This is a genomic window from Streptomyces sp. BJ20 (assembly GCF_022869105.1).
Lineage (GTDB): Bacteria > Actinomycetota > Actinomycetes > Streptomycetales > Streptomycetaceae > Streptomyces > Streptomyces griseoincarnatus.
In genome coordinates, this window is sequence record NZ_CP094918.1 from 216,996 (window position 1) to 238,298 (window position 21,303).

The 21,303-nt window shown below is 72.1% G+C and carries 19 protein-coding genes, 1 tRNA gene and 4 pseudogenes; 11 read left to right on the top strand and 13 right to left on the bottom strand.

Annotated elements, in window-relative coordinates:
* The first annotated feature begins 78 nt into the window (after window positions 1-78).
* On the top strand, window positions 79-678 hold the full coding sequence (gene recR, locus MTR79_RS01080; protein WP_048457026.1) for a recombination mediator RecR: 600 nt from the start codon (window positions 79-81) through the stop codon (window positions 676-678).
* Window positions 671-1,330, top strand: a complete 660-nt coding sequence (locus tag MTR79_RS01085; RefSeq protein WP_048457025.1) for a DUF5063 domain-containing protein — start codon at window positions 671-673, stop codon at window positions 1,328-1,330. The genes recR and MTR79_RS01085 overlap by 8 nt, the downstream gene beginning before the upstream one ends.
* Before the next feature lie 3 nt (window positions 1,331-1,333).
* Here MTR79_RS01085 and MTR79_RS01090 read toward each other — a convergent pair whose 3' ends face one another.
* Both MTR79_RS01090 and MTR79_RS01095 read right to left on the bottom strand, forming a co-directional pair.
* Window positions 1,334-1,951, bottom strand: coding sequence for an ankyrin repeat domain-containing protein (locus MTR79_RS01090; protein WP_244788783.1), 618 nt, complete (start codon window positions 1,949-1,951; stop codon window positions 1,334-1,336).
* Between the two features lie 7 nt (window positions 1,952-1,958).
* Entirely contained in the window at window positions 1,959-2,246 is a 288-nt protein-coding gene (locus MTR79_RS01095; RefSeq protein WP_244788785.1) for a hypothetical protein, read from the bottom strand.
* 382 nt (window positions 2,247-2,628) lie between these two features.
* Between MTR79_RS01095 and MTR79_RS01100 the strand changes: the two genes are divergently transcribed.
* The 4 genes from MTR79_RS01100 to MTR79_RS01115 all read left to right on the top strand — a co-directional run bounded on the left by MTR79_RS01100 (window position 2,629) and on the right by MTR79_RS01115 (window position 7,586).
* Window positions 2,629-3,906, top strand: coding sequence for an aspartate kinase (locus MTR79_RS01100; protein WP_048457023.1), 1,278 nt, complete (start codon window positions 2,629-2,631; stop codon window positions 3,904-3,906).
* Entirely contained in the window at window positions 3,906-4,988 is a 1,083-nt protein-coding gene (locus MTR79_RS01105; RefSeq protein ID WP_244788787.1) for an aspartate-semialdehyde dehydrogenase, read from the top strand. The genes MTR79_RS01100 and MTR79_RS01105 overlap by 1 nt, the downstream gene beginning before the upstream one ends.
* 523 nt (window positions 4,989-5,511) lie before the next feature.
* On the top strand, window positions 5,512-6,087 hold the full coding sequence (locus MTR79_RS01110) for a SigE family RNA polymerase sigma factor (protein WP_048457251.1): 576 nt from the start codon (window positions 5,512-5,514) through the stop codon (window positions 6,085-6,087).
* Window positions 6,084-7,586: a hypothetical protein gene (locus MTR79_RS01115; protein WP_244788789.1), complete on the top strand. Its 1,503-nt coding sequence runs from the start codon at window positions 6,084-6,086 to the stop codon at window positions 7,584-7,586. Before MTR79_RS01110 ends, MTR79_RS01115 begins: the two co-directional genes overlap by 4 nt.
* A gap of 118 nt (window positions 7,587-7,704) precedes the next feature.
* On the opposite strand, the gene MTR79_RS01120 is transcribed toward MTR79_RS01115, so the two are convergent.
* The gene (locus MTR79_RS01120; protein WP_086703946.1) at window positions 7,705-8,550 is read right to left on the bottom strand and encodes an SURF1 family protein; all 846 of its coding nucleotides are present in this window, start codon (window positions 8,548-8,550) and stop codon (window positions 7,705-7,707) included.
* Between the two features lie 212 nt (window positions 8,551-8,762).
* On the opposite strand from MTR79_RS01120, the gene MTR79_RS01125 reads away from it, so the two are divergent.
* Entirely contained in the window at window positions 8,763-10,610 is a 1,848-nt protein-coding gene (locus MTR79_RS01125; protein WP_244788791.1) for a prolyl oligopeptidase family serine peptidase, read from the top strand.
* A gap of 473 nt (window positions 10,611-11,083) precedes the next feature.
* Here MTR79_RS01125 and MTR79_RS01130 read toward each other — a convergent pair whose 3' ends face one another.
* Window positions 11,084-13,000 (bottom strand): NAD(P)-binding protein, encoded by a 1,917-nt coding sequence (locus tag MTR79_RS01130; protein WP_244793019.1) that lies wholly within the window; start codon window positions 12,998-13,000, stop codon window positions 11,084-11,086.
* 698 nt (window positions 13,001-13,698) lie between these two features.
* Between MTR79_RS01130 and MTR79_RS01135 the strand changes: the two genes are divergently transcribed.
* Entirely contained in the window at window positions 13,699-14,901 is a 1,203-nt protein-coding gene (locus MTR79_RS01135; RefSeq protein WP_244788793.1) for a cation:proton antiporter, read from the top strand.
* Window positions 14,902-14,919: 18 nt separating this feature from the next.
* Here the strand turns inward: MTR79_RS01135 and MTR79_RS01140 are convergent, their stop codons facing one another.
* Complete coding sequence (locus MTR79_RS01140) at window positions 14,920-15,390, bottom strand: TrkA C-terminal domain-containing protein (protein WP_244788794.1); 471 nt, start codon at window positions 15,388-15,390, stop codon at window positions 14,920-14,922.
* Window positions 15,391-15,552: 162 nt separating this feature from the next.
* On the opposite strand from MTR79_RS01140, the pseudogene MTR79_RS33670 reads away from it, so the two are divergent.
* Window positions 15,553-15,636 (top strand): annotated as a pseudogene (locus tag MTR79_RS33670) (VapC toxin family PIN domain ribonuclease); the annotation flags it as partial.
* Between the two features lie 37 nt (window positions 15,637-15,673).
* On the opposite strand, the pseudogene MTR79_RS33675 reads toward MTR79_RS33670, so the two are convergent.
* From MTR79_RS33675 to MTR79_RS01165, 5 genes and pseudogenes are all read right to left on the bottom strand, one after another.
* Window positions 15,674-15,766, bottom strand: a pseudogene (locus MTR79_RS33675) (IclR family transcriptional regulator); the annotation flags it as partial.
* An 85-nt stretch (window positions 15,767-15,851) separates the two neighbouring features.
* On the bottom strand, window positions 15,852-16,445 hold the full coding sequence (locus tag MTR79_RS01150; protein WP_244788796.1) for a DM13 domain-containing protein: 594 nt from the start codon (window positions 16,443-16,445) through the stop codon (window positions 15,852-15,854).
* Window positions 16,446-16,936: 491 nt separating this feature from the next.
* A complete protein-coding gene (locus MTR79_RS01155; RefSeq protein WP_244788798.1) occupies window positions 16,937-17,362 on the bottom strand; it encodes a PIN domain-containing protein in 426 nt (141 codons plus the stop codon).
* Entirely contained in the window at window positions 17,359-17,634 is a 276-nt protein-coding gene (locus MTR79_RS01160; RefSeq protein WP_086699592.1) for a CopG family transcriptional regulator, read from the bottom strand. Before MTR79_RS01160 ends, MTR79_RS01155 begins: the two co-directional genes overlap by 4 nt.
* A 64-nt stretch (window positions 17,635-17,698) precedes the next feature.
* Window positions 17,699-18,106: pseudogene (locus tag MTR79_RS01165) on the bottom strand (HNH endonuclease); the annotation flags it as partial.
* Between the two features lie 14 nt (window positions 18,107-18,120).
* Between MTR79_RS01165 and MTR79_RS01170 the strand changes: the two are divergent.
* Window positions 18,121-18,587: pseudogene (locus tag MTR79_RS01170) on the top strand (tyrosine-type recombinase/integrase); the annotation flags it as partial.
* Between the two features lie 97 nt (window positions 18,588-18,684).
* On the opposite strand, the gene MTR79_RS01175 reads toward MTR79_RS01170, so the two are convergent.
* From MTR79_RS01175 to MTR79_RS01185, 3 genes are all read right to left on the bottom strand, one after another.
* Window positions 18,685-18,758, bottom strand: a tRNA-Pro gene (locus tag MTR79_RS01175).
* Between the two features lie 48 nt (window positions 18,759-18,806).
* The gene (locus MTR79_RS01180; RefSeq protein WP_175446766.1) at window positions 18,807-19,559 is read right to left on the bottom strand and encodes a Pr6Pr family membrane protein; all 753 of its coding nucleotides are present in this window, start codon (window positions 19,557-19,559) and stop codon (window positions 18,807-18,809) included.
* Window positions 19,560-19,687: 128 nt separating this feature from the next.
* Window positions 19,688-20,611 (bottom strand): metallophosphoesterase, encoded by a 924-nt coding sequence (locus MTR79_RS01185; protein ID WP_244788800.1) that lies wholly within the window; start codon window positions 20,609-20,611, stop codon window positions 19,688-19,690.
* Window positions 20,612-20,750: 139 nt separating this feature from the next.
* Here MTR79_RS01185 and MTR79_RS01190 point away from each other — a divergent pair, with 139 nt between their 5' ends.
* Window positions 20,751-21,215 (top strand): GatB/YqeY domain-containing protein, encoded by a 465-nt coding sequence (locus tag MTR79_RS01190; protein WP_048456992.1) that lies wholly within the window; start codon window positions 20,751-20,753, stop codon window positions 21,213-21,215.
* The last annotated feature ends 88 nt before the right edge of the window (window positions 21,216-21,303 follow it).

Consider the following 21,303-nt stretch of genomic DNA (forward strand, 5'->3'; position numbering starts at 1 on the left):
GCTCCTACAGGGCTTCTAAGCAGGGCCGCGGCCCTCTACCGTACGTAGTGAAGGCACATCAGGAAGGACGGCAGTCCGTTGTACGAAGGCGTGGTCCAGGACCTCATCGACGAGCTGGGGCGGCTTCCCGGCGTCGGTCCCAAGAGCGCGCAGCGGATCGCCTTCCACATCCTGCAGGCGGAACCGACGGACGTACGGCGTCTGGCGCAGGCGCTGATGGAGGTCAAGGCGAAGGTCCGCTTCTGCGCGGTGTGCGGGAACGTCGCGCAGGAGGAGCAGTGCAACATCTGCCGCGACACCCGGCGCGACCCCGCGGTCATCTGTGTCGTGGAGGAGCCGAAGGACGTCGTCGCGATCGAGCGCACGCGTGAGTTCCGGGGCCGCTACCACGTGCTGGGCGGCGCGATCAGCCCGATCGACGGGGTGGGCCCCGACGATCTGCGCATAAGGGAGCTGCTGGCCCGGCTGGCGGACGGCACGGTCACCGAGCTGATCCTCGCCACGGACCCCAATCTCGAAGGCGAGGCCACGGCCACGTACCTCGCCCGCATGATCAAGCCCATGGGCCTGAAGGTCACCCGCCTGGCCAGCGGCCTCCCGGTGGGCGGCGACCTGGAATACGCGGACGAGGTCACGCTCGGCCGCGCCTTCGAGGGGAGACGACTCCTAGATGTCTGACGCCACGCTGCACGCGACCGACCGGAACCCGGACGACTTCGCGGTCCAGATCGCCGATCAGATCGAGAGCTTCCTGGTGGCCGTCACGGAGGTCGCGAAGGGCGACGAGCCGGACTCGGCGGTGCCCTTCCTCCTCCTGGAGGTCTCCCAGCTGCTCCTGGCCGGCGGCAGGCTGGGCGCCCACGAGGACATCGTCCCCGAGGAGCGCTACGAGCCGGACATGGGACCCGAGCCGGACGTGGACGAGCTGCGCGAGAACCTGGCGCGGCTGCTCGACCCGATCGACGTCTACTCCGAGGTCTTCGACCCGTACGAGCCGCGCAAGGCCCCGGTCCCGGCCCGCATCTCCGACGACCTCACCGACGTCATCACCGACCTGCGTCACGGCATGGCCCACTACAAGGCGGGCCGCACGTCGGAGGCGCTGTGGTGGTGGCAGTTCTCCTACTTCTCCAACTGGGGTTCCACGGCGTCGGCGACCCTGCGCGCCCTCCAGTCGGTCGTCGCCCACGTCCGCCTGAACCAGCCCCTCGCCGAACTCGACGGCCTGGACACGGACCAGGGCCTGGGCGACGAAACCCTGGAGGCGGAGGCCGGCAAGGTCATGGCCGAGGAAATCGGCACCCATCTGGGCATGCGCCCGGTCCAGTAACCGTCACCGGCCCTCGGCCCTGGTGGCCTCCAGGGCCCGGAGGACCAGCGCGCGGTCCCCGGCTCGTTCCGGGCACCTCTCCGCGCCCTCGCGCGCCGACGCCAGAGCCTTCTCCGTGGGCTCCGCACCGCGCCGGAGCAGCAGCCGCACCGCGGCCGGCTGCCCGAACGAAACGGCCCACTCCAGAGGCGAACGCCCTTTGAAGCCCCGGTCCTCGATGTCGGCCCCGCGGTCCAGCAGCACGTCCACGACGTCCGTGTGACCGAGGGTCGCCGCCAGCACCAAGGGCACGTACGGGATGCGGTCCCGCTGGGCCCCCGTGGACACCCCGGCGTCGATCAGGGCCTCGACGACCGCCGCGCGGCCGAACATCGCCGCCTCGGTCATCGGCGTCAGCTCCTGGTACGGACCCGCGTGTCCTTCTGGGTCGGCCCCGGCGGCGAGCAGCAGCCGGACCACGTCCGCGTGCCCCTCCTGCACGGCGAGATCCAGCGCCGAGCGCCCCTCCCGGTCGATCGCGTCGACACCGACCCCCGAGGCCAGCAGCCGCGCGACCTCCGCCGGACGGTTGTCCCTCGCCGCCAGGGGCAGCGCCTCCGACCTCTCCCTCAGACCCGTCATGCCCCGATCATGAGCCACCCGCACCGGTGCCGGGGAGCCCTTCGTCCATTGCGAACAGCACCGTCATCAGCGCCGGCAGGGCGAGCGGTACGACGACGAACGCCTTCTCCGGGCGCTTCCGCCTTACCGTCTGCCACCGGAGTACCACGACCGGCCCCGACAGTCCCCCGGCCATCAGGGCCCGCCCCGCCTCCGGGCTCCCGACGACGTCGAACGCGACGACCGCCCCCAGCGCGAACAGCGCCGGCGACGCCCACAGGTGCCGCAGCGCCTGTGGGGTGCCCGGGTCGGTCATGGATGTGTCCCCCGTGAAACGTGCCCCTCGTGCCGCCGCGCCGGCCGGGCGACGGCGGCCTGTGCGCTCGACCTGGCTGGTCAGGCCCGGTGTGTTCGACGCGGCAGGAACGTCACACGGCCGGAAATCCGGTTGTTGCGTGCTGAACCACCCGCTGCCCGTGGGGTGGTGGTACCGGCCGAAAAGGACCGTGCCCGGTGTGACGCAGGGCACTTTCCGAGTGGTCGGCGTGGGGCTGGGCAGGAGCCCTTCGCGAGCGTCCGATGTCTCACCATGCGATATCGCGAAGGGGGGATTTTCGGACGTCGATAGACTGAGCGGACCGCAGCGCACACATACGTGGGCGGACTGTGGACAACGACGGACTGAGCGAGGAGCGCACGTGGGCCTTGTCGTGCAGAAGTACGGAGGCTCCTCCGTAGCCGATGCCGAAGGCATCAAGCGCGTCGCCAAGAGGATCGTGGAAGCCAAGAAGAACGGCCACCAGGTGGTCGCCGTGGTTTCCGCGATGGGCGACACGACGGACGAGCTGATCGATCTCGCCGAGCAGGTTTCCCCGATCCCTGCCGGCCGCGAGCTCGACATGCTGCTGACCGCCGGAGAGCGGATCTCCATGGCCCTGCTGGCCATGGCGATCAAGAACCTGGGCCACAACGCCCAGAGCTTCACCGGCAGCCAGGCAGGTGTCATCACCGACTCGGTCCACAACAAAGCCCGCATCATCGATGTCACGCCGGGCCGCATCAAGGCCTCGGTGGACGAGGGCAACATCGCCATCGTCGCCGGGTTCCAGGGCGTCAGCCAGGACACCAAGGACATCACCACGCTCGGCCGCGGCGGCTCCGACACCACCGCCGTCGCCCTCGCCGCGGCGCTCGACGCCGAGGTGTGCGAGATCTACACGGACGTCGACGGTGTGTTCACCGCCGACCCCCGCGTGGTGAAGAAGGCCAAGAAGATCGACTGGATCTCGTTCGAGGACATGCTCGAACTGGCCGCCTCCGGTTCCAAGGTGCTGCTCCACCGCTGTGTGGAGTACGCCCGCCGGTACAACATCCCGATCCACGTCCGCTCGTCCTTCAGCGGACTCAAGGGCACGTGGGTCAGCAGCGAGCCGATCGAGCAAGGGGACAAGCAGGTGGAGCAGGCTCTCATCTCCGGTGTCGCACACGACACCTCCGAGGCCAAGATCACGGTCGTCGGCGTGCCCGACAAGCCCGGCGAGGCCGCGTCGATCTTCCGCACCATCGCGGACGCCGAGATCAACATCGACATGGTCGTGCAGAACGTGTCCGCCGCGTCCACCGGCCTGACGGACATCTCCTTCACGCTGCCCAAGACCGAGGGCCGCAAGGCCATCGACGCCCTGGAGAAGAACAAGGGCGCCATCGGCTTCGACTCGCTGCGTTACGACGACCAGATCGGCAAGATCTCCCTGGTCGGCGCGGGCATGAAGACCAACCCAGGGGTCACCGCCGACTTCTTCACCGCGCTCAGCGACGCCGGTGTGAACATCGAGCTGATCTCGACCTCCGAGATCCGCATCTCGGTCGTCACCCGCAAGGACGACGTGCCGGAGGCCGTGCGCGCCGTGCACACCGCCTTCGGTCTCGACTCCGACAGCGACGAGGCCGTGGTCTACGGAGGCACCGGCCGCTGATGACCGGCACCGCGGGACCCGGACGTTCCGGGCGGCCGACGCTGGCGGTCGTGGGGGCGACCGGGGCCGTCGGCGCGGTCATGCTCCAGATCCTGTCCCAGCGCGCGGACATCTGGGGCGAGATCAGGCTCATCGCCTCCCCGCGCTCGGCCGGCCGCAAGCTGGCCGTGCGCGGGGAGGAGGTCGAGGTCATGGCGCTCACCGAGGACGCCTTCGACGGAGTGGACGTCGCCCTGTTCGACGTGCCCGACGAGGTCTCCGCCGAATGGGCGCCCGTCGCCGCCGCGCGCGGCGCGGTCGTCGTCGACAACTCCGGCGCCTTCCGCATGGACCCGGACGTGCCGCTGGTCGTCCCCGAGGTCAACCCGCACGCGGTGCGCAGCCGCCCCCGCTCCATCATCGCCAACCCCAACTGCACCACCCTGTCGATGATCGTCGCCCTCGGCGCGCTGCACGCCGAGTTCGGCCTGCGCGAGCTGGTCGTCTCGTCGTACCAGGCGGTCAGCGGCGCCGGTCAGGCCGGCGTGCGGACCCTGCGCGACCAGCTCTCCCTGGTCGCCGGCACGGAGCTGGGCACGAACCCCGGCGACGTGCGGCGGGCCGTCGGCGACAACACCGGGCCCTTCCCGGAGCCGGTCGCGCTGAACGTCGTGCCGTGGGCGGGTTCCCTGCGCGAGGACGGCTGGTCGTCCGAGGAGATGAAGGTCCGGGACGAGTCCCGCAAGATCCTCGGCCTGCCCGCCCTCCCCGTCGCCGTCACCTGTGTCCGCGTCCCCGTGGTCACCGTGCACTCCCTCACCGTCCACGCCCGCTTCGAGGGCGAGGTCACCGTCGACAAGGCGCGCGAGATCCTCGCGACCGCCCCCGGCGTCGTCCTCTTCGACAACCCGGCCGCCGGGGAGTTCCCGACGCCCGCCGACGTCGTCGGCACCGACCCCACCTGGGTCGGCCGGGTGCGCCGGGCCCTGGACGACCCCACGGCGCTGGAGCTCTTCGTGTGCGGGGACAACCTCCGCAAGGGGGCCGCGCTCAACACCGCGCAGATCGCCGAGCTGGTGGCCGCGGAGCGCAAGGCGGTCTGACCCGGGACGGACGGCCCGGTGGCCGCGGGTAAAAGCGCTGGATCACAGGGGATTCATTTGTAGGATCTGTGAGGAGCTCGTGGGCTGGGCCGGTCGGTCGAGCCACTTGAACATGCAACTTCCTGGGCCGAGGATTACAGACGAGGATTCACCTCCCCGCCAGCCGCAACCGAGCGGAGGGCGGGGAGCGTCTTTGCGGTCACCCTCCGGGGCGTGGGGACGCTGCTTCCCAGACGTGGGGACGTCTGGAGCCGGGCGTGGGGACGTCCGTTCATATGAAATACAGGGGAAGAGCGGGACGCATGAGGGCATTCGGTGTGCTGTCGGTGGTGCTGCCTGACGCGGGTGGGCGGTGGACGGTACCGGTCGGCGCAGACGTGACGCCCGGCACGTACAACCCTCCCGGGGGGAAGTGTGTCCAACTGGCGTGGCAGAAGTACTCGACTTCACAGCGCCCCGTGGCACGGCGTTCCGGCCGCCTCGCGGCACGCTCCGGCCCCGCGTGGCCGGCGCGTCCGGTGGCATGCCGGTGATCGCGCCCATGCCCGCAGCGCGCCCCGCCCGCATCCCAGGTCAGCGCGACGGCGCCGACGAGACCGTGGCGGCCGGCACCACGGTCGACCACCTCACCGAGACCTACCGCGCGCACTACCGCTCGCTGCTGGGCCTCGCCGCGCTGCTCCTCGACGACACGGCCTCCTGCGAGGACGTCGTCCAGGAGGCGTTCATCCGCGTCCACTCCGCCCGCAAACGCGTCCGTGACCCGCAGAAGACCCTGGCCTATCTGCGTCAGACGGTCGTGAACCTGTCCCGCAGCGCGCTGCGCCGCCGCATCCTGGGCCTGAAGCTGCTGTCCAAGCCCATGCCCGACATGGCGAGCGCGGAGGAGGGCGCGTACGACCAGCTCGAACGCGACTCCCTCATCAAGGCGATGAAAGGGCTTCAGCGCCGCCAGCGCGAGGTGCTGGTGCTGCGCTACTTCGCCGACATGACGGAGGCCCAGGTCGCCGAGACGCTCGGCATCTCGCTCGGCTCGGTCAAGGCGTACGGCTCACGCGGCATCGCCGCGCTGCGGGTGGCCATGGAGGCGTCGGCATGAGCGACGGCCAGGACGCGCGGGACCCGCGCCCCGAGGAACGCGAGCCGGAGGGCTCGCGGGGCTCCTCCGGGGACGCGTCGGACACCGCGAAGGGCCGGGAGCCCGCGGACGGCGCCGGCGAGAACTCCGCAGACGGCGACGGCGACGGCGGACCCGAGGGCGACCGGTGCCCGGCCGGATCCGGACGTACCGCGGACGCCGTGGGGGAAGACGGCTCCGCCCCGGAGCCGCGGGCCGAGGACGCGGAGGACACCGAACCGGACCCGGAACCGGAAGAGGCTCCGGAACCTGAACCGGACCCGGAAACGGATGCCGCGGAACGCCGTCCGGACCCCGTACGGGGTCCGGACCACGGGGGCGTGCCCGAGGGGGACGGGCTCGCGCGGCTGCGCGCGCTCGTGACACCGCACGGGCAGAACCCGACAGACACGCACGCTGGGAACGGAACTGTGAACGACGGCCGGGACGAACAGAGCCCCGACGGGCTCGCCTCGGACGAACTGCACCTGCGCACCCTGCTGCACCAGGCCGTCCAGGACGTGGAGCCGAGCGACGGCACCCTGGACTACCTGCGCCGAGCCGTCCCCGCCCGCCGTGCGCGCAAGCGCCAGGCACTCGTCGGCGCGGCGGCGGCCGCGCTCTTCCTCGGCACGGCCGTCCCCGCGCTGGTCCACGTCTCCACCGCCTCCGGCCCGGACGCCAACCCGTCCGCCGTCGGCCACGCCTCGCAGGCCCAGGGCGGCACCGGCCAGGGCAAGGACGCCGGCAAGGGCGAGACCACCGCCGGCGGCGCCTCCGACGAGGTCGGCGGCGACAGGAAGGACCCCACGAAGGAGGGGGACAAGGCCGGCGCGAGCACCGGGACGAGCACGGGCGCCTCCGAGGGCGCCGACCCCTCGGCCGGCACCACGGCGGACGCCCCCGCCTGTACCGCCGAGCAGCTCGGCCCGGCCACCGCGACCAGCGCCGCCCCCGACTCGGCGGGCGCGGTCTACGGCTCCTTCCGGGTCACCAACGTCTCCGGCGCGGCGTGCGCCGTCGACGGCCCGGGCACCGTGAGCGCGACCCCGCAGGGCGCGGCCGACGCGGCGAGGATCGGCACGGCCCGGCATGTCGCGGGCGACGCGGCGGCCGCCCTGCCGGACCCGTCGCTGGAGGCGGCGACCGTGGTCCTGAAGCCGGGCGAGGCGTACGAGGTGCGGTTCGCGTGGGTGCCCTCGGAGACCTGCCCGGTCCCCGGCGACACCGCGGGCGGCGGCACCGGCGGCCCGTCCGCGGACCCGACCCCGACCGAGGAGCCGACGAACACGACCGGCGCGTCCACGGGCACGGGCACCGCCCCCGGCACGACGACCCAGCTCCTCCGCCAGGACGGCGGCACCGAGGGCAGCGTGGCGGTGACCTACACGACGACCACCGGCTCGGGCACGGCCACCGCAACGGTCCCCAACGCCTGCGCGGGGACGGTCTACTGGACGGGGCTGCTGTCCCAGGCCTAGGACTCGGCGGACGGCCGGGGAGCAGCCCGCTGCCCGGCCATGAGGGAACTCGTCGGGCGCCGTGGTCCGCGCACCGTGAGGGGACCAAGTGGCCCAGGGCCCAGAGGGCCTCGGGGAGTCACACCCCCGTCGTGCTGGACGGCTCCCGCTCCGTCGCCGGTGCCTTGGGTTCCGTGGCGGCCTCCGCCGTCTCGGCCTCCGCCTCGTCCGGCAGGATCCCCAGCTCCGCGTCCCGCGCGAGTTCCACCTCGCGGCGGAACAGGCGGAACCACATGAAGATCGCGAAGCCGACGAAGGCGAACCACTCCGCGGTGTAGCCGAGGTTCTGGAACGCCTTCAGATCGAGGCCGGTGCCGCCGGGCGCGGACGCGGGAACCGCGCGCATGCCCGAGTCGCCGTCGTTCAGGGTGACCCAGGCGTCGTAGACGTCGTACGGGACGAGATTGATCAGGGAGGCCGCGCTGATCGCGGCCGTCTGGCCCTCCGGGAGGCCGCTGCGGGCGCTGACGCCGTTGCTGCCGGGGGTCTCGGAGGCCTGGAGCGCTCCGGTGACGGTGACCTCGCCGGCGGGCGGCGCGGGCGCCTTCGCCGGGTCGGGCTCGCCGGGCAGCCAGCCGCGTACGACGGGCAGGGCGCGGCCGGTGTCGGTGCGCAGCAGGGTCAGGACGTAGTAGCCGCCCTTGTCGTCCAGCGCGCGGTCGGGGACCAGGAGCTGCTTGTCGTACCGGCCGGTCGCGGTGGCCTGCTTGCCGGACGTGGCCTTGGTCACGGGCAGCAGGTCGTCCAACGGCCGGGGCTTGTCCTTCTTGGCGTCGGCGACCTGCGCCTCCGCCTCGCGGTGGTTGTCCACCCGGTCCTCGAACCGGCCCAGCTGCCAGGACCCCATGAACACGCAGAAGGGGATCGAGAGCAGCAGGAAGACGTTGATCGCCCACCAGCGGGGGGTCAGCAAGAACCGGTACACGCCCTCAACGGTACGGGCCCGCGGACGGTTCCCGTCCCGCGGGGTCGTCGGCGGGGCGGCCCTCGGAGGGTCCGCGCGAGCGTCCGGTGACGGGCGGTACGCGGTCCGCTCGTCACCTCGTGTGACAGGTCCGGTGGAAGTTCCGCAGGAAGTTGTCCACAGGCTGGGGACCGAGGACGCGCGATGCCCGTCCGGACGGGCAGTATGGGGTCATGACTGAGAGCAACGGGTCCGACGCGCCGGACCGGGCGGACCACCAGACCGAGCGAGTGCAGCAGACCGGGGAGATGCCGGACTGGGAGAAGCGCTTCCGCGCGCCCCGGGTGTCCCTTCCCGACTGGGCGGAGGACGCCCCCGACCGTTCCCTGTTCGTGTCGAACGCGACGGGGACGTACGAGCTGTACGCATGGGACCGGGCGACCGGTGAGCAGCGCCAGGTGACCCACCGGCCGAACGGCACGACGGACGGGGTCCTCTCGCCGGACGGCGAGTGGATCTGGTGGTTCGACGACAAGGACGGCGACGAGTTCGGCGTGTGGCGCCGCCAGCGCTTCTCCGGCGGCGAGGACGAGCTGGCCGCCCCGGGCCTGGACCCCTCGTACCCGGCGGGTCTCGCGCTGGGCCGCGACGGCCGCACGGCGGTCGTGGGCCGCTCCACCGACGAGGACGGTACGACGATCCACCTGGTGCGGACGGGCGAGGCGCCGGTGGAGCTGTACCGGCACCGCGAGTCGGCGGGCGTCGGCGACCTCTCCCACGACGGCTCGCTGATCGCCGTGGAGCACACGGAGCACGGGGACGCGATGCACTCGGCCCTGCGCGTGATGCGCCCCGACGGCACCACGGTCGCCGAGATGGACGACACCCGCGGCGGCACCGAGGAGCTGGGCCTGGAGGTGCTGGGCTTCGCACCCGTGGCGGGCGACACCCGGCTGCTCATCGGCCACCAGCGCCGCGGCCGCTGGGAGCCCATGGTGTGGGACGTGGCGACGGGCGAGGAGACCGACCTGGAGCTGGCCCTCCCCGGCGACGTGAGCGCCGAGTGGTACCCGGACGGCAGCGCCCTGCTCATCGCCCACGGCTTCGAGGCCCGCGGCGAGCTCTTCCGCTACGACCTCGCCGCGCGCCGGCTGGAGAAGATCCCCACGCCGCGCGGCGCGGTCTCCGGTGCGACGGCCCGGCCCGACGGCACCGTGGAGTACCTGTGGTCGTCGGCCGCGCAGCCGCCGGCGGTCCGCTCCACGTCCGGCGGTGTGGTCCTGGACCCGCCCGGCATGAAGTCGCCCGGCTCGGTGCCGGTGGAGGACGTGTGGGTGGAGGGGCCGGGCGGCCGCATCCACGCGCTCGTGCAGAAGCCGGCCGGCGCGACCGGCCCGCTGCCGACCGTCTTCGAGATCCACGGCGGCCCGACGTGGCACGACAGCGACTCCTTCGCGGCGGGCCCGGCGGCGTGGGTCGACCACGGCTACGCGGTGGTCCGCGTCAACTACCGCGGCTCCACCGGATACGGCCGCGCCTGGACGGACGCCCTGAAGCACCGGGTGGGCCTGATCGAGCTGGAGGACATCGCGGCGGTCCGCGAGTGGGCCGTCACCTCAGGCCTGGCCGACCCCGGCCGGCTGATCCTCACCGGCGGCTCCTGGGGCGGCTATCTGACTCTGCTGGGCCTCGGCACGCAGCCGGAGCACTGGGCGCTGGGCATCGCGGCGGTCCCGGTCGCCGACTACGTCACGGCGTACCACGACGAGATGGAAGCGCTGAAGGCCATGGACCGCACCCTGCTGGGCGGCACGCCCGAGGAGGTCCCCGAGCGCTTCGAGGCGTCGTCCCCCCTCACCTACGTCGACCAGGTGAAGGCCCCGGTCTACATCTCGGCGGGGGTGAACGACCCGCGCTGCCCGATCCAGCAGATCGAGAACTACGTGAAGCGGCTCGAGTCGCGCGACGCGGTCCACGAGGTCTACCGCTACGACGCGGGGCACGGCTCGCTGGTGGTGGACGAACGGATCAAGCAGATCCGCCTGGAACTCGACTTCGCGGCCCGGCACCTGCCGATGTGACGGCGCCCCCGCGCGCCGGGGAGAGCTCCGGCTCCCTCCGGCGCGCGGAGGCCCCGAGCCCGTCATGACGGGAGCGGCCCCCGGGCCCTCCTCGGCCGCGTGCCGGCTCCACGTCGTGACCGCGCGGCTCCGCGCCTGCCGGGCGGAACGACGACGCGCTCCGTGGCGCGGGGTGTGCGGCTGCGGCCCCGCGTCCGCCGAGGCTCAGGTCCCTCGCCGCCGGCTCGCCGTGCGCCGGGGCTGACCGGGGGGAAGCCCCAACTCACCCGCGCGTGGCGGCCCGCGTGTGCTGCCCCAGTCATGGTGTCCGCCGGAGGGCCCGGCCCCTCGGCACGCGCGTGCCGCACACCCGTCGCGGGCGGGGACCGCGAGGAGGGTCCGGCGCACCCTCGCCGGACGCGAGGCCCCTGTACTGCTGCCCAGGGGCCGACGGGAGTCCGGTCACCCCGGAACGGCGGCGCCCCGCGCCGTGATCAGCGTGGGCTCCGCGTCCGCCGCCCCAGCAGTTCCGCCAGCCCCCGGCGGGTCGCCGCCAGGACCACGCGGTCGCCGGCGCGCAGGACGTAGGTGCCCGGCAGGTCCCACACCAGGCCGGAGCCCGGCGGCTCGGCACCCGGGGTGTCGCCCCGGGCGGCCGTGTCCAGGGCCAGCACCCGCCAGGCGCCTGGCCGGAACGCCTCCGCGACCGTGCGCCCCTCCAGCTGCGGATGCCCGTCGACGACGACCGCCGCGAACAGCAGCACCCGCCGCTCCACGGGGATCGCGCCCAGGATCTGGCGCCCCATCATCGCCCCGGCGAAGGCGGGCGCGGCGAGGTGGGACACGGACCTGCTCCGGGTCAGCGCGGCCGGGTGGGCGGTGCGCAGCGTCCGGTAGACGGCCTTGGCGAAGTCGTCGTCGTACAGCCGCAGCACCGCCCGCAGGTCGGGGCGTACGGAGCGGGCGTAGAGGACGGCCTCCAGATTGGTGGTGTCGACACTGGTGAGCGCGAGCAGCGCGTCCGCGCGGTGGATCTTCGCCGACTCCAGGACGCCCTCCTGGGTGACGTCCCCGACCACGACCGGTACGCGTAACCGCCGGGCGACGGCCATGCCCCGCGCCTCGGGGTCGGCCTCGACGCACACCACGGGGATGTGCAGTTCGCGCAGCCGGGTCAGCACCCGGGTGCCGATCTTGCCGAGCCCCAGCAGCACCACGTGCCCGCTGAGCCCGCGCGGCGGCTTCCGCAGCGCGGACGCCGTGCGGAAGGTCCCCAGTGCCTCCAGGACCGCCGCCAGCAGCACCGGCAGCAGCAGCAACCCGACCAGCCCGGACAGCAGTTGCAGCACCTGCTGCCCGAGCGGCGCGTCGACCGCGGGATCGTTGATGGCGAACAGGTCGAGCAGCGTGATGTAGATGGCGTGCAGCGGATGGTCGTCGGTCACCACGATCAGTGCCACCGCCAGCGCGACCACCGCGGCCACCAGCCCCGCCAGCGACCAGCGCAGCCGCGCCGAGAACAGCGAGGCGAACGGCATCACACCGGCCCGCCGGGCCGGCAGCGGGGGACCGGAGTACGACACCTGCTCCAGCACCACCGCACCGCGCCCGGTCGCCGCCGCCACCGCCTCGGCGTCCGGCAGCAGTCGAGGTCCGTCGCCGCTGTCCTCCGAACCTTCCGCGCCCGCAGGGTCGTTGCTGGTCGCGGACAGCAGTGCCAGCGTGCACAGCCCCGGGTCGGCCACCTCCCCGGGCCGCGGCGGCCGGCGCTCCACCGCCCGCAGCAGCAGCCCTTCCGCGTCGACGACCTTGCTGGTGCCGACGAGGGCGGTGGCGACCAGCGCGGGCGCGGTGGTGTCGGCGTCGGACAGCACGGTGGTGGCGATATCGGCGCCGTGGCCCCCGTGGTGGCCCCCGTGACCTCCGTGACCTCCGTGGCCGTCGCGGTGGCCCGCGGTCGTGCCGGCCGCCAGTTCGGCGGCCTGGTCGAGCAGTTCCTCGATGTGCTGGCCGAGCCGCCGGTTGTAGAGCCGCAGGACCAGGCGCAGCCGCGGATTGAGCCGGCGGGCGGTCAGCGCGGCGCGGATGTTGGTCTCGTCGTCGTCGTACACGAGGGCGAGCGCGGCGGCCCGGTCCACGCCCGCGTCGGCGAGCACGGCTTCGGTGGGCTCGGCGGCCTCCATCACCCGTTCGTCGGGGACGAGGGTGTCGTCGGAGTCGCCCGTGCCGCGGTTGACCGCGGTCACCATCCGGCCGAACAGCGCGGCGGAGGCGGCCCGGGCCCGTCCGGCCATCGGCTGGGGCGGGGTGCGCCGCGAGGGCGGCACCACGAGGACCACCTGTTCCCGGTACACGCCGCGCAGTTCGGTGGCGAGGCGGTGCGCCAGCCCGTCGTCGCCGCACACCACCATGTGGGTGGACGGATCGCTGGGCGGGGCGGGGTTGGGAAGGAGGCTCACCACAGGGCAGAAGACTGCCTGATCGTGGCGGGTGGTTCCAGGGCGCACGACCGGCACGACGGGCGCACAGGTGAGGTGAACGCCGTACCCCGAGGCGGGCGGTACGCGACCACGGACGCCGGACGCGTGCGGCGCTGTGTCACCACCTGGACACCGAGCGCTGACAGGCGTTTAACGCGTCTCATACATGTATGCGACATACACGAAATTTGTCGTACGGTAAACTTTGCCTCGCCTTGGCGCTCTGCCGAGATGACGAACGCTCAGCCCGCGGGAAGCGGACCTGGATGCGAGGGGGGACGTGACATGAACCGACGCACAGTACGTCGTGACACGAACCGGCCCGTGCGCATCGACATCACCCCTCGCGACAGCGTTCCCGAACCCGGCACCGCCGTCTCCGGCGCCTGACGCCCGGCCGCCCGCCCACCCTCCGTCAGGGGCGCGGCAGCCCGTCCGTACGCCACCGCCCGCCTGACCCGGGGCCCCCCGGCGTCGCGCCGTTCGCGGACCAGGCCCACCCGCCGTCACCTCTCACCGCACACCCGCGGATCCCGCGCGCGACCCGGCGCCCCGCCGTCCGCACGCATCTCACCCGAGCCCTTCTCAGGCACTGACGCCGCCGTCACCGACCCGGAGGACCGACGCCCGTGCACGACACCGCCACCATGCTCATCGAACTGGGCGCGATCATCCTCGTCCTGGGCCTGCTGGGCCGCCTCGCCGGACGCGTGGGCTTCTCGCCCATCCCGCTGTACCTGCTCGTCGGACTCGCCTTCGGCCACGGCGGCATCCTGGCGCTGCAGGCCAGCGAGGAGTTCATCGCCGTCGGCGCCGAGATCGGCGTCATCCTGCTGCTGCTCATGCTGGGCCTGGAGTACAGCGCGTCCGAGCTGGTCACCAACCTGAGGACGCAGTATCCGTCCGGGGTGGTGGACTTCGTCCTCAACGCGGTGCCGGGCGCCGTGGCGGCGCTGATCCTCGGCTGGGGGCCGGTCGCGGCGGTCGCGCTGGCCGGCGTCACGTGGATCTCCTCCTCCGGTGTGATCGCGAAGGTGCTCGGGGATCTGCGCCGGCTCGGCAATCGCGAGACACCTGTGGTGCTCGGCGTCCTCGTCATCGAGGACCTGGCGATGGCGGTCTACCTGCCGATCCTCATCGCCGTGCTGGCGGGCGCGGGCCTGGCGGGCGGTTCGGTCACCCTGCTGATCGCGCTCGGCACCGTGGGCGCCGTCCTCTACCTGGCACTGCGCCACGGACGCCTGATCAGCCGCGCGGTGTCCTCGGACAACGCGGAGATGCTGCTGCTGGTCGTGCTGGGCCTGACGCTCCTCGTCGCGGGTGTCGCACAGGAACTGCAGGTGTCGGCGGCCGTCGGCGCGTTCCTCGTGGGCATCGCCCTGTCCGGGGAGGTCGCCGAGGGCGCGAGCAACCTGCTCACCCCGCTGCGGGACCTGTTCGCCGCCGTCTTCTTCGTCTTCTTCGGCCTGTCCACCGACCCGTCGGACATCCCGCCGGTCCTGGTCCCGGCGCTGCTCCTGGCGATCGTCACCGCGTCAACGAAGATCGCGACGGGCTGGTACGCGGCCCGGCGCGCGGGCATCAAGGGCGCAGGCCGCTGGAGGGCGGGCGGCACGCTGGTGGCGCGCGGTGAGTTCTCCGTCGTCATCGCGGGTCTCGCGGTCGGCGTGGAGCCCCGCATCGGCCCGCTGGCCACGGCGTACGTCCTGATCCTGGTCGTCGTCGGCCCGCTGACCGCGCGCTGGACAGAGCCGCTGGCCCGCAAGGTCACCGGCCGTCCGGAGACGCCCGTGGAGCCGGGGAGGGCTGCGCCGGAGCCGGTGAAGGTGTGAGGATCTCGGGGCTGCGGGTCACTCGCGACCGAGGACGCCGGCGGCCACACCGACACCCTCACGGGTGCCGATGACGATGAGGGTGTCGCCGCCGGCCAGCCGGAAGTCCGGTCCGGGGGAGGGAACGGCCTCGGCGCGGCGCAGTACGGCGACGACGGACACACCGGTCTCGGTGCGCATCCGGGTGTCGCCGAGCAGGCGCCCGTTCCAGTAGGAGGTCGACGGCAGTTCGATCCGCTCGGCGACCAGCCCCAGTTCGGCCGTCGCCAGCAGGTTCGGGCTGTGGTGCGAGGGAAGCAGCGCGTCGACGACGGTGTCGGCCTCCTCGGCGTTCAGCTTCAGGCACACCGCGGTGTCGTCCGGGTCGTCCCCGCGGTAGACGTTCAGCGTCCGGGAACCGTCGAGGTGGGCGATCACCGACAACCGCCGCCGCTCCCGCGTCACGAGGTCGTACCGCACCCCGATCCCCGGCAGCGGAGTGTGCCCCATACGCCCGACGCCGCCCATGACCGTCCCCCTGCACCGTCTCGGATTCACCTACGGGCCATGACCGACGGCACCCTACGACACGGGGGGTGGGGGACGACATCCGGGCGGGGGGAGGGAGACAGTGGCAGCTCTCGACGACCGAACCCCCTTGATACGTAGATACTCACGCTGCTGCACTACGAACGCGACTTCGAAACAATCGCGCGCGCCACGGGCCAGCCGGTCCGGATGATCGACCTGAAGTAGCCGGGTGGCAGGCCGGCGCGTCTGCTCCGCACGGCCATACCTGGTGCAGCACCGGCACGATCCGCTCCGTCGCCGACTCCGTGACGCGGCCCGCCGGGCCCGAGACCGAGACGGCCGTCGCCGTGGGCGCAACGGCACGCCCGGCATGCCGTAACAGAAGGGGCAGACCGCCCCCCCGCCAGTTTCCCGGCTGAGGGCGGCCAGGGGGCCCGACGTCAGGCGCGGCCGAGCTCCGCGGCGCCGAAGGACACGTCGAAGCGGTCGCACCAGATGCTCACGCTGGTGTAACGGGACGGGTCGACGTCCTTGGGCACCGCGTAGTTCTGGCTCCCCTTGTTGCCCTTGAGCTTGCCGAGACTGACGTACTCGCCGTCGTCGAAGACGTGCCAGCCGGCCCGTCCCTCCTTCACCGGCGCGTCGGTCAGCCACACCCGCAGGTCCGGTCCGTTGCTCGTGTCGAGGTTCTCCAGCCGGACGACATGCGAGCCGTCGTCCAGCCGTACGAGCTTCACCGTGCCCGAGGTCGCGTGCTCATGGCTGATCAGCTCACCGTCGGCCAGCGTCCGGGGTCCGGCAGGCGAGGAGGGTGCCCCGGACGGCTCCGTCCCGGCGGCCTCCGGGCCGGCCGACTGCTGCTCCTCGGCGGGATCAGGGGTCGCCTGGGCCGTGGGCAGGGCCTCCTCCACGGTCTGGTCCTGCCACAGCTTCCACGGCTGGAACCAGTACAGCCCGAAGCCTGCCGCGGCGACCGTCACCAGCAGCACCCCGATGCCCAACGGCCTGCCCAGCAGCCTCCGTACGCGTGTCATGCCCGCCCGCCTCTCCCCTTTTCCGGTCAGACTGTCGTCCCCCATCCAACTAGCCGGGCGGCCGTCCCCGCACCGCAGGGAGGTGACGAAACCCTTACGACGCACCCGCGCGCACGGCCGAGACGGGGGACCGGTTCTCGGGCGGGCTTCGACAGCGGCGTCGTCGGCCCGGAGGACGGGGATCGCGTCGTCGGTGTTCACGCAGACAGGCACGCAAGCGCAAAAGGTGAGGCACCTACTCAATTTGAGTAGGTGCCTCACCTGCTGTATGGCTGTCGGGGTGGCGGGATTTGAACCCACGACCTCTTCGTCCCGAATGAGGATCGGTTGATGATCTTTCCCGCATGGACTGTGTTTGCGCAGGTCAGGTCGGTGGTCCTGGTTGGTCTCGGGAGGCGTGGAGAGGACTTCGGGAGCGGGTCGGCTCCCAGATGGCTCCCAAGGGTCGCGGGTGCTCACCAGCGTGGATGTGGGCGCTGGAGGGGGCGAGGTCACACCTTCTTGACGACGATCGTGTCCGAAACCAGTTTCTCCAGGTCGTCGACGTCCGAGGTGAAGACGGTGACCTGTCCCTTCTGCTGTCGCGCGATGACGGCGAGCACGGCGTCGATCGCGTACTTGTGGCCGTGCAACTTGGCGTCGGCCAGGAGCCGGCGTGCCTGGCGGGCCTCGTCCTTCCCGATGTCGACGACCTGGAGCCGGGACAGTACCCAGTCCCAGCGCTGCTCGGTCGTTCTGCCGTCGTACGCCTCGACCAGTGTCATCGGGGACGTCACCACTTCGGCTTCCCCGCGTGCCGCCAGGTCGAGCCAGGCGATCATCTTCCGGTCACCGCGCACCGCAAGGGACAGGGCTTCACAGTCCAGTACGAAGACACGGAGTGGCCGCTGTCCGTGCTCACCGGCTCGCTCTTTCACGCAGCCTCTCCGGCGTGCTTTGCGGCGGTTCGGCGCCGCTCGTGTTCGGCGTCGAGTTCATCCAGCTCGACGAGCGCTGCCGCATGCTCGTCCTCGGTGACGGGGCCGTGCTCTTCCTGCAGCCAGTCGACCAGTTCCAGGAGCCGGTCCCGGTCACGCTTGAAGCGCAGCGCCTCGGCAACGTACGCCGACAGGCCCCGCTCTGCCGCGTCCGCGCGGATCTCGTCCAGGAGATCCTCGGGGATCGTCACCGTTACCTTCTTCGTCGCCATACAAGTGACCATACTCCTGGTATCACACTCCTTACCAGTGGGTCACGTGATCGACGCTCGGCGATCAGGCGGCCGGGGCGAGGCGTGGGCTGCCGTGGAAGACCTGGTTGGTGTGCCAGGAGCGGTGGACCGCCGCGACGGGACGGGCACCCGGTTGAGGTCCGATGAGCGGGCGGCCTGCGAGCGCTATGACGTGCTCGCGGGCGGCGGGACTGTGGCCGACGAAGCGCTGCGAGACCAGGAAGCGGTGGCTGTCGCCGATGCCGAGGACGCCCTTGTCGCAGAGCTTGTGGTGCAGCGAACACAGGCACAGGCCGTTGTCGACGTCGTCAGGGCCGTCGAACGCCCACCAGCGCACGTGCGCAGCCTCCAGTCCGACCGGCACCGTGCCGATCCTGCCGTTGTAGCCGCAGAAGGCGCACTGGTACTCGTATGCCGTCAGGACCTGCTCCCGCATCCGGGGATCCCGCCGCCCCGCCGTAGGCGCCGCACATTGCGGTGTGGCGCTCGGTCCGGCGGGGCGGAGACACCAAGACTCGCAAGTCCCGGCGGACGCTCGCGCTGCCGGCTCGCTGCGTCGAAGCCCTGTGGCAGCAGTTCGAGGATCAGGGATGGGATCGGTTGGCGGCCGGCGACAAATGGTGAGGAGCACGGACTCGTCTTCTCCTCGGCCGTGGGCAAGCCGCTGGACGCGGCCAATGTGCGTCGTGCCTTCCGGCAAGCGCTCAAGGGCATCGACGGGATCAACCCCGACGAGTGGAGGCCCCGGGAACTCCGGCACAGCTTCGTGTCCCTCCGACCGCGGCGTCCCGCTGGAAGTGATCTCACGCCTCGTGGGGCACTCGGGGACGGCCGTGACCGAGGAGGTCTACCGGAAGCAGATCCGGCCCGTGATCCAGACCGGCGCTGTGGTCATGGACGGGATCTTCGGTGCTGATCCGCAGCGGCCGTAGACACGCGGGACGCGTTAGTCACGCAGATAGACACGCACACGAAAACAGGTGAGGCACCTACTCACATGAGTAGGTGCCTCACCTGTTGTTATGGCTGTCGGGGTGGCGGGATTTGAACCCACGACCTCTTCGTCCCGAACGAAGCGCGCTGCCAAGCTGCGCCACACCCCGGTGCCGCTCGCTGTCGCGGCGACGACGTTTACTTTAGCCCACTGGTGGCTAGAGACGAAATCTGGTTTTCGGGCGGGTGTGGTCCAGTGCCACCAGCAGGACCGCCACGGCGTAGATCGCGAGTCCCACGAGGAGCGCGTTGGCGAGCACGCTCCGGTAGCCGTGGCGGGCCACGTCGAGGAACGGGTAGAGGTAGCGGCCGGCGGAGCCGGGGAGCAGCTCGCCCCGGGCAAGGGTGAAGGCCAGGTACGCCAAGGGGTACAGCAGCCATGTCGTGGCGTGGCGCAGGTGCATACGGGCCGGCGGTGTCAGGACCAGCCAGTCCAGCAGCGCTGCGACCGGCAGCACCGTGTGCAGCAGGTGGCCCGCGACCGGCTCGAGCCACGTCGCGCCTCCGCCGGAACCCGCCGCCATGGCGTACGCCGGCGCGGCGTCCGCGAGGGCGATGTGGTGGACCAGGGCCGCGACGACCACGTACAGGAGCGCCGCCCCCGTGACGGCGCCCGGCAGGGGGTGGCGGGCCGTCCACGCGCGGCGCGCCGAGGCGAACGTCACCAGGGCCAGCAGCGCCGTGCTCTGGATCACGAAGTAGCTCAGTACCCGGGTGGGGCTGCCGAGGAGGATCTCGGTCAGCGCGGCCGCCGTCGCCAGCACGGCCAGGGCCAGCCGGTACACCGCGGTCAGCGGGCGGCGCACCGGCGGTACGACGGCTCGGGCGGGGACGACGGAGGGGAGCAGTTGCGGAGCCGTCCGCGGGAGGGCGGGGAGGTCCGGGATGTCCCTGGGTATCGGGGCGGTCATGCCCCCAGCGTGGGGCGAGGGCAGGGACGCGGCGATGTGGCGTGGGCCGGTCGGGTTATCCGTACATCAGACAACCCGCCGACCCGCCAACCCGCCGACCCGCCAGCCCACCAACATGCTGACCCGCCTCAGCGCCCCACCAGCGTCAGCAGCGTCGCCTCCGGCGGGCACGCGAAGCGCACCGGCGTGTAGCGGCTCGTGCCGCAGCCCGCCGAGACGTGGAGGTACGACTTGCGGCCCTCCGCCGTGTGCGTGGACAGGCCCTTCACGCGGTCCGTGTCCAGGTCGCAGTTGGTGACCAAGGCGCCGTAGAACGGGATGCACAGCTGCCCGCCGTGCGTGTGGCCGGCGAGGATCAGCGGGTAGCCGTCGGCCGCGAACGCGTCCAGCACCCGCAGGTACGGCGCGTGCACCACGCCCATCGAGAAGTCCGCCCCGGTCGACGGGCCGCCCGCCACCTCCGGGTACCGGTCCCGCTTGATGTGCGGGTCGTCCAGTCCCGTCAGCTCGATCGACGTGCCCTCGATCTTCAGGGTGCCCCGCGTGTTGGTGAGGTTGAGCCAGCCCGCCGAGTCGAAGCCGTCCCGCAGGTCCTCCCACGGGTTGTGGACGGCGTCGACGACCGGCGGGTTGCCGTTCAGGCCGTGCCGCCCCTGCACCTTCTCCAGCAGGTAGCGGGCGGGATTGCGCAGCCGGGGGCCGTAGTAGTCGTTGGAGCCGAAGACGTACGCCCCGGGGAACTCCATCAGCGGGCCGAGCGCGTCCAGGACCTCGGGGACGCCCTCGGGGTCGGACAGGTTGTCGCCCGTGTTGATCACGAAGTCGGGGCGCAGGCCCGCCAGCGAGCGCAGCCACCGCTGCTTCTTGCGCTGGCCGCCGACCATGTGGATGTCGGACACCTGCAGCACGCGCAGGGGGCGCATCCCGGAGGGGAGGACGGGCACGGTCACCCGTCGGAGGCGGAAGGAGCGGGCCTCGAAGCCCGCGGCGTACAGCAGCCCGGCGGTGCCGGCCGCCGTGATTCCCAGGGGGATTCGGTATCGCGCGCGCATGCGCCCATCGTGTCAGACCCTGAGGGTTCCTCCGCACGACCCACGGGGGCCGCCCCTCCCGGGAGTTCACCCGCAGGCGTACCGAGGCCCCCCGCAAATCAGCAGGCGCGGTCACAACCGCACCTGCGACAATCAAGTCATGACCACGCTCAAGTCGAAGCTGCAGGATGACCTCAACGCCGCGATCAAGGAGCGCGACGAGCTCCGCTCCTCGACGCTCCGGCTGACGCTCGCCGCGATCACCAAGGAGGAGGTCGCGGGCAAGGAGAAGCGCGAGCTCTCCGACGACGAGGTGCAGAAGGTGATCGCCCGCGAGGCCAAGAAGCGCCGTGAGGCGGCGGACGCCTTCGCGCAGGGCGGCCGCGCCGAGCAGGCCGAGCGGGAGAAGGCGGAGGGCGAGGTGCTCGCCGGCTACCTGCCCAAGCAGCTGTCCGACGAGGAGCTGAACGCGATCGTCGCCCAGGCCGTCGAGGAGGCCCGCGCCGCCGGCGCCGAGGGCCCGCGGGCCATGGGCGCCGTCATGAAGATCGTGAACCCGAAGGTGGCCGGTCAGGCGGAGGGCGGCCGCGTGGCGGCCGCCGTGAAGAAGCTGCTGGCGGGCTGAGACGCCGCCACACGGCACAGGACCACAACGGGGTGCGGCCCCTTCCCCGTACAGGGAAGGGGCCGCACCTTGTTGTCAGGTGACCGTT